At 42.9% G+C, this 11185-nt stretch carries 9 protein-coding genes; all 9 read right to left on the bottom strand.

The features are described from left to right. Window positions 1–393, bottom strand: a 393-nt coding sequence (locus tag V5298_RS01340; protein ID WP_332929660.1) for a hypothetical protein, incomplete at its 3' end; no start/stop codon positions are given. Beyond that, window positions 383–1246: a hypothetical protein gene (locus tag V5298_RS01335; RefSeq protein WP_332929659.1), complete on the bottom strand. Its 864-nt coding sequence runs from the start codon at window positions 1244–1246 to the stop codon at window positions 383–385. The genes V5298_RS01340 and V5298_RS01335, both read right to left, overlap by 11 nt. Beyond that, window positions 1243–1605, bottom strand: a complete 363-nt coding sequence (locus V5298_RS01330; RefSeq protein ID WP_332929658.1) for a hypothetical protein — start codon at window positions 1603–1605, stop codon at window positions 1243–1245. Before V5298_RS01330 ends, V5298_RS01335 begins: the two co-directional genes overlap by 4 nt. A 173-nt stretch (window positions 1606–1778) precedes the next feature. Continuing rightward, window positions 1779–5444 carry a hypothetical protein gene (locus V5298_RS01325; protein WP_332929657.1) on the bottom strand — a complete coding sequence of 1222 codons (3666 nt, stop codon included), beginning with the start codon at window positions 5442–5444 and terminating at the stop codon, window positions 1779–1781. 250 nt (window positions 5445–5694) lie between these two features. Further along, a complete protein-coding gene (locus tag V5298_RS01320; protein ID WP_332929656.1) occupies window positions 5695–6864 on the bottom strand; it encodes a GGDEF domain-containing protein in 1170 nt (389 codons plus the stop codon). 23 nt (window positions 6865–6887) lie between these two features. After that, on the bottom strand, window positions 6888–7544 hold the full coding sequence (locus V5298_RS01315) for a hypothetical protein (RefSeq protein ID WP_332929655.1): 657 nt from the start codon (window positions 7542–7544) through the stop codon (window positions 6888–6890). A 70-nt stretch (window positions 7545–7614) separates the two neighbouring features. Beyond that, the gene (locus V5298_RS01310; RefSeq protein ID WP_332929654.1) at window positions 7615–8136 is read right to left on the bottom strand and encodes a hypothetical protein; all 522 of its coding nucleotides are present in this window, start codon (window positions 8134–8136) and stop codon (window positions 7615–7617) included. 128 nt (window positions 8137–8264) lie between these two features. Further along, on the bottom strand, window positions 8265–8804 hold the full coding sequence (locus V5298_RS01305; RefSeq protein WP_332929653.1) for a hypothetical protein: 540 nt from the start codon (window positions 8802–8804) through the stop codon (window positions 8265–8267). Window positions 8805–9104: 300 nt separating this feature from the next. Next, window positions 9105–11048, bottom strand: a complete 1944-nt coding sequence (locus tag V5298_RS01300) for an ATP-dependent helicase (protein WP_332929652.1) — start codon at window positions 11046–11048, stop codon at window positions 9105–9107. Window positions 11049–11185 lie beyond the last annotated feature (137 nt).

Below are 11185 nucleotides of genomic sequence, written 5' to 3'. Positions count from 1 at the left end.
TTCTATAGAAAGGGCTTGAACTGGCGTAAGAACAAAAAAACTTTTGCCTGTGTTCATAAATGCTTCCATGATGATAGGAAGAGAGTCGACAGCGTTAACGAAAAAGTTGTGTTCCACGCATGGGACAGGTTTCGCATCAGGATCAAAGTGCATGACGACAGGCAAGGGTGGGGGGGTCTCCGACAACGTTCCCAGCCTTGAAAGTAGCTTTGCCCACATTTTGGGATCTTGATGATCATGACAGTTATAGCCGTAAATAAACCCAGGATGTAATGGAGTGTTACCTACAGTGACAACAACCCCCGTTTCTTCTTCCGACTCGACAAACCGGTGTCCACGGGTTAAGCGCTCTACCTCGGCAATGTACTCTGTAAAGTCGAATTTAGATGCCATCTACACTGTTCCCTTGATTTTCTTCTTCATCGTCAACAGTTGGCAGTAACAAGTACGAAATTAACCCGCCGTTGTACGCAGATAGATAGATAAGCAATAAGAGTACGTGGCCTGTAATCACTATAAAAGTTGATAGCATAGATGATTTCAATGCGTCAGGGAGATAGATTTCTGGCGAAACCAGCAATACAAACAAGATCGATAACACAACGTAATAGGGTTTCGTCACGAGCTGTTTCCAAACATTGAAAAACACTATGTAAGAGGGTAAGTAACCGTATTTCTTTCGTTCTTGACGTTTCATACGCTTGGAAATGGCTTTAATTGCATTGTTTTTTGCGAATTGACGCAAGGCTAATGCACTGGCAGCGTAAGGGAAACCCATTACTAAAGGAATGAATAACATCATTGTTCCGGCAATATGTTTGGCATCTTCGGGATCGGTTGGCGTACCGTCAAGTAATGAAGTGCCTCCCAGCGAGGTATATAACAAACCGAGCATAACCAAAGCGGTTATCAAGTAGACAACAAGAAACATTGAACTATAAGCAACGATGCCAAACAGCCCGAAGACTGAAACCTTACCTACCGCTGTTCGTTTCATTTTGGCGGTTATCATACTAAAGATACATATTGCGGCCAGTGTTTCAGCCCAAAGAAGTAACGAGCCCGAAGCCACAGCTTGTGCTATGTCTGTTGGAGCCGCAGACATGGCGGCTTTATACTCTAATGAGTACGCCTGAAGCTGCGTTACGCTGGCTATCACCACATAAAACATCAACATATATTTATGCGTTAAGATGATACGCCACGTTCTGTGTAATTCCTGCATAAAATACACTTTTAATTTCATTGAAAATCCTTTTCCTTTTCTTGAGAAATGTTGCGTTTAAAAGAATCCCATTCCTGACAAACTAGACCGGCGTTCATATTGGCTATACATTCTGATAAATACTCTGCACCTGGAACCCATTTTTTAAAGCCATCGAAAAAAACAATTTTTTCACCTGACACGACACTTTCAAAAGGATCGAGTGCGGCCTTTACATCGTCCATTGTCATTGTATGAGTTACGCCAAAGCATACAATATGTCCAAATTCAGTCGGAATGTAGAAAAAGTCACCGGAAGCCATTCGTTCGCGGTAGTCGTTTTGTACCAGTTGTTCCCTGACTTTATATTCTCGAAATAACCGGTTGAATTGGCTGTGCACGCTAGACTCCATCAACCTTACTATCGGTGTCATCGAGAACGCATCACTGTCATGATTCAGAAAATCATTCGTGTTTGACTCTGCTGAGAACGGATATATAACAATCAAATTAAACCCCTTAGCTAGATAACCATATTACTATAACCAAGATAATACATCAAGTAATATGGTTTTTATTTTTTATAGTCATCAGGATTTTGGCTGTTTTCCTCACCATCATCTTGCTGGTCTTGAGGGGTCTCCGGACCTGTATCTGTATCATCGCTTGGCGTTTCTTCGTCCTGGTCGTCTTGAGGCAAACTGGTCGCTTCACTGTTATCAGTCGCTGGCGCTGCCGCGCTATCCGGCCCCATATTGTCTCCTCCCATGGAGGTATCCCCATTTTCCGCATTGATCTTCTCATGCAACGCCTGCATGTTCGCCAATGTCGCTTCCGCTTGCTGTGCTTCACGCTGTAGCGCATCCGTAGTTTTGAAATTACCACTAATGGAGGCGTCACTTAATGCTCCTGCGAGCTTCCCAGGCATACTAGAAATAGTCTGTGTAAGTTGGTAGCCGACTTGCCCGGCTACATATTGTTCAAAGCCTAACGACTCAATGTACTTTTCATCATTTGCGCGTTTCATGTTAATTTTTTCTCTTAACATGTCAGGCATCGTTTTTAAAATACCCAGAGTAAACTTAAACAAGACAAACAAAGCAACATAGTAAACGACATAAAGAAAGATCTTCATGAACATAACCGCCAACCCTGATGACGATGCCGTTGACGCTTCTAATCCCATACTTAAAATCCAAAACGTCGTATTGACTGCATACAACAACACGACCATCAAGGACCAAGAGACCACTGCTGAAAGCCCAAAAAATACCGGTGTGACGTAGGCACTACCAAAATCTTGATAAAGTTTCATGAAGCCCTGTTTATATTCGCTTTCTATATTCAGAAGCTTTACGAATACATAAAAGGGGATGACGATACAAAAGGCTGCGATTAGAACCAGAAACATCAAGAGCATCATAAAGCCGTAGATATAAGCCAGCATCGGTAATAGGTAGGCAAAAATAATTCCTGCAATGGCCAATATCATGATGACAGGCATAAAAAGGTCTAACACCAAGTACGCCATTTCCATTATTTTAATGATCAGGTTCAACAGAAGCTTAACGAGTCCAGAAACCACACTTGCCACTGTATCGACCAATTGACCAGCATAGCGTTTAGACTTAGCCCACCAAGAATCTCCTTTTGACTTAGAAAAACCGGTCAGTTTTCCTTTCGATTTATTGATAACCTGGTCGAGGTCGGCATTAACAACCACTTTTAATATTCCATGCGTGACCATTAATGTCAGCATATTATCAACCAATTCACTTCCGAAATCAGAAAGCGCGATGAGCGGATGCTTCGCACCTGTTAGGCATTTATTCGTCCCTGACTCGAAACATTCTTGCAAACCACTACTAAAAGAGCTGTCAATCTCCATACCACTCGCTGACTTAATGTGATCCATCGGGCCAAACAGTATTTGTTCGAGATACCCCATGAAAACCTCCATCATTTCCTTCGACTTCATGTCGTCAGATCGGATCCCAGTTGGTCCCCCGTAGCTCCCCGTACTGTTAAAACCAACGGTAAGTAGGTTGTCGAGTTCGAAAGGGGCGTAAAGCTCATCAATCTTGTCCTGGTCCAAATTCTCGCCAAACGCAGAAGATTCAACAAAATTCAACCCCTTACCACCCGATTCAACACTGATCAGCCCCTCAATCGTCTTTCCTAGATGGGCCGCACTCCCTTTCGTTCTCCCATTGTAGAGAAGGGCACCTCCAAATACCCCCCAGCCTAGCTCCCGAAGATTAAGATCATTTGTCGCTTCTTCCTCTGCGGTAGACAGACTTGAACTAAGAGAGTCAGAGAGCGCTTTTTGGACGGAGGCGATATAAGACGCCAAAACAAATGTTTTATACTGAATGTCGCTATAAAGTTCAGAAGCAACATCCTCAGCCATATAATTTTGCGTTTCTATTAAGCCATCACTGTCTGATGAAAACTGGTAGCCGTCACCATCACCAATCTCGACGAGATCAGTAAACGCTTTATCGTCATCAACCATGTAGGTCACGTACCGGTCAAAATCCGTCTCTCCCTCTTCATCTTCAGTAAGAAACTTAATGCAACGATAAGACACAGAACGTGAACCGATGGCCGCAGCCAAATCGTCAGCGCTATCAGCATTCATATTATAATCAGCAATAACCTTTCTTGTTTCACGCTCATCTGCCCAATGTACCGCGCAATAGTATGATCTAATATCTTCCGCTATAGAACGGGCTTCGGAGAGCAGCGTGTCGAGCCCAAAAATGTCTTGGATACTTTCACCCTCATAATTAACGGGTAAATACGCCTTCGTTTTCCACAACCCATTACCGGCCATTTCGTAGAGATGCCCTGTACCGTCCGTCCATGAACCCGTAAAACTCCCACCAAGCAACGCCGTTCCTGCCGCCATGTATTTTGCTTGTCGCTCATCATTAGTCCCCTTACTCAAGGAAGGGATTTCGGCTAGTTGAGCCTCGATAATTGCGGCGTTCTCCATTGCTAATTCATCGATGTCGGCATACTTGTCTTTAGCCAAAATAGCGTCGTCTGATAATATTTTCTTTAAAGAATCTTTAATAATTAATTTGTAGCGACTGTAAACATCGGCTACATCAATAGCATCTTGAACCGTTTCGAGGACATCCTCCATATCATCGCCACTTTCAGATTCTTCCCCTTCAATGAGGGTTGCGTATTTATCCTGACCGTAATCATATTGGATCCTGCCACAGGTATGCGCATACCCGTACGCGTCAGGCTTATAGGAGAGACTTCCGGCACAGTAACTGGACATGAAATTCGTTTTATCTAGGGTAAAACGGCTTATACTGTCTGGAAACAACCCTTTTTCAGCCTTACCAACATAAGACAAGCAATTATCATAACGACCAACGATGTTTTCATTGTCAAAATCAAAATATTCTGTAAATGAAAAATTGCTAAAAAACTCAGAGTCCGGCTTAGCGTTCATTGAGAGCAAGGCGTTCCTTGTTTCATTCTCACACATTTGAGTTTCAACCAACTTATTCGTAGTTGACTGACCTTTTGGGAGCAAAAACTCCTCCTGGAGATTTATTTCTGTGGAAGCGGTATTTGTTGCGGCCAAGTAGGTTGAAAAGATGCCATTTCCGCTTTGAATTGCGGGGAGCCCCGCGGTTATTGCTAAAACCTGCCCTAGCATCAACGGCGGGAGACTTCCATCTTTCCCACCTGACAACCCAGCAGGCGCAACAAGCATTAACAACACGGATAGGTAGGCGATGAACTTAACACCGTCTCCTTGTGATTCAGCAAAATTTACCGAACCCGTTTTTTTAAAATGGTGAAGAACCTTCCAGGCTTTGGTTGCTATTAACGGACTAAGAAGCGTCCAGCCAACGACCGCTACGCCTGACAAAATGAGGTAAATTGGGAAAGAGACACCTAACGATTCATCAGCAAACGAAGTAAAATCACTGTCTAACGTGCTTGAATCTACGAAAAGAAGGAAGAGATCTCTGTAAGCGTCATCACCTAAAATTTCACCAAATAGAATGTAAAGTGATTGGAATGAAATGTCATTGGGGCATATCTCAAAACTTCCTGACTCAACCTCCACTCCATCGGCGGTCATTGTCATACCACAAGGCAACGATTCATCCTTCGCCGTATCCGTCGACTCCGCCTGTGCGTTGATGCTTAAAATACCAATAAAAATTACTAATACAAACTTAAAAAAAGGTGTAATTAAAGTTTTCATGCATCCTTGCCTGTGTGAAACTTATTTCAACTATTCTATCATAAAAATATTCTGATTCCGTCAGTGAGGTAGTAATACACCTGTATCATATGCGTTGATGACGTCATCCCGTCGGGATTGATTTTACTTCTGAAAAGTGAGAGCGATAATTACGCAAAGGATGAGCTTAAAAACAATTCTAGGTAAATGTCGCTTTTCGTTTTTAATTGCACTTAACGACAATACATTGCTTTTTAATAGAAGAAATTCATTAGGTTACATTGAAAGATTCCGCAACGGTAAGTCTCGCTCTCCCAGCTCTTTTTGATTTATAAAGGTAATGGTCTGCAAGCTTGGTCACTTCCCCAGCATTGCTTTCATAGATCACCGAGGGGACAACAAACGCCGCCCCGGCGCTCAAGGTTAGCTTGCCAGAAGGGGCTTGGGCATGCTCCACAGGCAATGTCAGGTTGCTTTTTGACCACTCAGATATCTCTTGGGAACCAAGTATATTTTCCCATGCTTTTTTTGTTATCGCCCCACACAGAACAAACTCTTCACCGCCATACCGAAAACATGAAAGCCCTAAGCGACCTGCTAATTTCTCAAGGTAGCTCGCCACTTGCACAAGACACAAATCTCCCTCTTCGTGACCGTAGTAATCGTTGTAAAGCTTGAAGTGATCTATATCTACAAAAAAAACTACGAAACCGTCAAAGTACTTTGCTGGTTTCCGGCTCAAAGCTCTCACTTCATCATAATACTCATAGAAACACTTCCTATTAGGTATTTTCGTCAAGGGATCTTGGTATATTTCTTCATAAATGGTGGCTTCTAGGCGCTCCATTTGTTTACGACGTATCACAGAAAGAAAGATCGGACTAAGAAGAACAACCATATTTGAAGCGATACTGAAAAAAGCTCTTTGTTCGAGAAGAGACAGAATGATGGACCATGACCAGATTGAAACGCTTAATATAATCACCCATTGAACAAAGCCGAAAAACCCATAATATTCCCGATTTTTCCTCCATGAAATAGGTGAGATAAGCACAAACAGCGAGGTTGGTATAAATGATTGAAGGAAAAGAAACAATTCACCCGATTGTTCTGTTCTGTTGAGTATCGGGGACAGTAGCAGAAAGGTAACCAACACATTCAACGCAGTCATGATGAGTTCAATATGGTTTTCATTCAGCCATTTTTGAGCTACCCCTGTATACTGAATAACAAGTTTAAAACAGAGTGAGGCTCCGAGTGTAGAGACCGCTAATGTATGGTAGAACGAAGTAGGGAAGTCGTTTTTTACTAAAGTATGAGTAAACAACGCGATGACAACCAGCCCTAAAGAATAGACAGTATTAAGCACATGCATTGATGCAGCTTGTTGTATAAACTCGTTTATCTTAACTGATTTCTTTTTTACCATTTCAACATCCATGTCGCGCACCGCGAAGCCAATTATCAGTCCGTTCCTACGATATCGTCTCTCAGTTCATCAAGCTCGTCTTCCCAGCGACTTTTGATGTTCTTCGTAAATTGGGAACTGTCGATCTTACCATTACGATAGAGGAGGCCGGCATCCTCAAACTCAGGTGGGATCACCGCATCCGTCACGTACGACTCCATTGCATCAGCACCATAACGCTCTTTGACTGTTTTTTCAGCCTGCTCACGAAAGGTGTCGATACCGGCGATGATAGCCTCGGTTCCAGTATCCTTAATCACTTCGACCCGAGAACAGATGGACTCAAGCAATTGATCTGAAAGGAGAGACAGAATCTCATCCATACCCGGCAATTGCATAGACATTAAACTATCAGTTGCCATTTCCAACTGATCTCCAATTGCGGACAAATCACCATAGAGCACGGATAAGCAAACAAGAGGATCTGATTCCGACTTCACTAGCTCGGTGCTTTTGTATGCGTCAGTCCATGCGTCATAATCATTCATAACCTTTCTGCTTGGATCTGGTAAATCCATGTAGGCCACAACCTCAGAGTATGAGCATTCTAAAACATTCTCACGATCCCCTAAGACAGAGGAGTCATCCGCGAACAATCCAGGGGAAAACATAATCGACACGGTAAGAAAAATCCCTTTTCTTAAAGAAAACATAACTGACTCCATTACATACATTGCTATATAATGTCACAACAAAAAAAATATTCGCATTTACGATACTTTTTTATCGCTTCGGCTTGGGGGTGGCTACAAGAGGCTCTCTAACTGGCTCTTTTTTCTCACCAATATCAACCCGAAACCTATCTACTATCACAGAGAGGCCTGACCGACTGTATGATTTTAATTCAGGATGCTGTGATGATATTTCTAATGCTTCATCAAGCTGAACGTCTTGTTTTATGTTGAGTAAATGCAATGCGCCACTGAGTTTTTTCGCTACAGAGCCAGAACCAGGGATCCGTAAGTGGCTATTCTCGGGGGTTTCGCCTCTTTTATTAAACAGTTCCGAAACGGAAATTTTTTCTGCGTCGTTAAACGCTCCCTTCCCCTGACGGACTTCAAGTTCAAATCCTGATGGGTCTGTGGCTTTCAACCGAACAACCTGATCTTCTTCGCCAGCCAGTCTTGCATGCCGACTTGGAGAAATAATCGCTGTCACCGCCAAAGACGCCACATTGTCAATCCGCGTCCGGGCTTGTTCATAACTGGAGATCTGTTTGCTTGCTATGTCGTCCTGAACATTCATAACTATATCCTTATTCAACCTTTTGATTATAGTATCTTCTTTTTCAAAATATTTTCCATGCGTAGGGTGTTTTGTTGTAAAAAAAAAGCCCATGCTCGAAAGCAATGGACCTGATGATAGGAATAGATTCAGTTTAGAAGCTTGCTAACCTTAAAGGCCATCGTCTTTGTTAGGTTTGACTTATAGAGCGGGTAGTAACGACGACGCTCCTCAGTTATCGACTTCATTTCACCCACTAGCTGAGCATTGTTCTCTGGCAGGGAGACATCAACACCGAGCTGCGCTAGGCGTTCGACTGCCTGACGCTTCACCACCCCAAGCACTAAAGTAATCGTTTTGATGTACTCTTGGTCATCTTGACTCAACTGTTTAAAATCACCAGTTTTAGTTTGCAGCTTCCACGCCCTATCAACGAAGTTAACAGCCGCAAGCCAACGCAAGGCAACCTCTTTCCCGGATGTTTGTGCGGCCCGCTTATCCAAAACCTGATAACTATTTTCTTGAATAATCGGGGGAACCGCGTGGTATCCAGACCCTTTCTTACGATAGAGAGCCCATACAGCTTTCCCTAAACTTGATTGTGGTTCACCAGAATTTACGTCGCACTGTTCGCAAGAAAACGAAAAAGCCGTTTTGCCCGCCTTGCTGACCGTGACATTCTTTAACATATTACCACTGCACCCCCCGCAACATATTGGGAGAGGAGGGTTCAAGATAGCGTCTCGAACACAGTCTTTCGATAAAAAAAGCGAAAAATCCCTGAATATAGTCGGATAGACCTGGAATGCACTTTTCAAATAAACGTTAATATCCACATTAATCTCCTGCTTTTTGACAGGAACCGACAAATCCCCTAGCAACCAACACTTTACACTTGAAGTTGCAGGTTCTTTTCATTGATGGTAGAAGCCCCCACTTCTAATATCCATAATGAAACCATACACAATTATAGCAACACTCTGTTAATATTACAAAGCTTTAGTATCTATTCTTCCGCTATCGACATAATCAAGAACCTTTTCCTCAATTAGCGAGTCTGCCTGCTCATCAAGTAAACTTGAATAGGTCGATATTCTATTAAACCCTGTTCTGTATCGTGCCCTTGTTAAAACCAATTCTTCTTCAAATCGTGTTATCGCGACATAAGCGATTCGGAAATCCTCTTCATTGCCGCTGCTAAACTCACTGGCTTCTTTAGGGAATACTCCGTCCTGCATTCCCACAATAACACCACATTTAAACTCCAACCCTTTTGCTTTATGTACCGTCATTAAGTTGACTTCATCCTTTTTCTCACCATCAAGCAACACGTCGTTTAACATACGTTGTTCCTGAAAGTCGAGAACGGTCGGTGTTACGTCTCGTAAAACGGCATCATGCACATAGTTCTCTATCACTGCTAAGAGATGAGTCAGGGTTATTGCTCGTTTTTCTCTTGTTTCTTCCTTGTAGAATTGGGTTAAATCCCAGTGGTAAAACCAATACTGGGCTGCTCCTACTAAATCCCCTGCATTAAGTAATTCCTTAGCACCTTCATAGAACATAACCAATTCGGAAACACGCTTTTTCTTCATTAGTGCTGCAGATGATTTTATGTGTGCGACCCAATCTACACCAGACTCGCGGCGATCTTCATCTTCCTTATCGATTGTCGCGGGTCCAATTCCATGCTTAATTTGAGCGAAGATATCTCTTAAAAAAAACGATTCATCGGGACGTTCGGTAAAACGTAAAAGCGCCATCAACAATTGTGATTCTTTTGTATCAAAGAGGGCGGTTCCATTATGAAGTTTGTAGGGGATCCCTTCCGCGATCATTGCTGATTCTAACTCGCGGGACATGCGGTTAGTCCGAAACAGAGTGGCCATACGATCAAAAGGCGTTCCTTGGGCATGCCAACGTGTTATTTGCTGCGCTATAGCTTCCGCTTCACTTTTACAATCTTCATGTATGCTAATTTTAACCGGTAAACCACGCCCCTTATGTGCGACAAGCGATTTACCGGCGCGTAGTGCGTTCTGTCCAATAACTTCATTGGCTAACGTCAGTATATTCCCCGCGCAGCGATAATTTCGGTTGAGCACGATGCACTTCGTTTTCTTGGAATTGAAAGAATCACGATATGATTTGAGAATATGCTCTATTTCTGCGCCACGCCAAGAGTAAATAAGCTGATCCTCGTCACCAACTTGTAGCAACTGGGTGTTTTCGCCACACAAGAGATTGAGGAAACGAAATTGCACTCTATTGGTGTCCTGATATTCATCAACCATCACATAGGGCCACTGAGTCCTGAGCGTGTCGACAAGGGGGCTGTTGGATTCCAGCATCGCAACCGTCTTTTCAAGCAAGTCATCGAAATCCATAACGTGCATTTGCGCTTTCATCTCGCGATATTTTCTTGCAAGCACACGAAACCCGGCAACATACGAGCTGTCGCCGGGTTCAGCTTTTTCAGGGTCAACCCCTTTGTTTCGGTTTAAGCCCAACCAGGATTTGAACTTTCTAAGCTCTATTTCTTGACCGGTTTCTGCCCGCATGTGTCCTGTGAGCAAGCGGAGCATTTTGTCCTTGTCATTATCATCAATAATTTCAACCTTTGACTGACCAAAGGCCCGCAACAAATCCGCCGCCAGGGAGTGAAAGGTACTCATCTTTACCCGTTGCCGCTCCCCAATCAAAGCCAACGTTCTCGTTCGCATTTCTAATGCCGCTTTTTTTGTAAAGGTTAAAGCTAATATGTTTTTCGAGGGTACCTTGCATTTTTTCACAAGGTAATAGATTCGGTGAACGAGGACGCGCGTTTTCCCGCTTCCTGCGCCAGCAATAAGCAGTATTTTTTTTAAGTCCTCGGTTTTATGACTTAAAGTGACAGCTTCCTTTTGTTCCGGGTTGAAATCGTCGAGGTTCAAAGGATTATCCTTAAATAATATGATGATATAAAAATATCAAAAACTTATGGGTATTGCAATAATAAAACCAAGAGTATGACGGAAACCATTAGGTTAAATACGTGATTTGTGTGATAAAATAATTAGACGTATAGATA

The organism is Alteromonas sp. 14N.309.X.WAT.G.H12 (assembly GCF_036697315.1).
Classification (GTDB): Bacteria; Pseudomonadota; Gammaproteobacteria; order Enterobacterales; family Alteromonadaceae; genus Alteromonas.
This window is presented reverse-complemented; position numbering and strand designations above follow the sequence as displayed.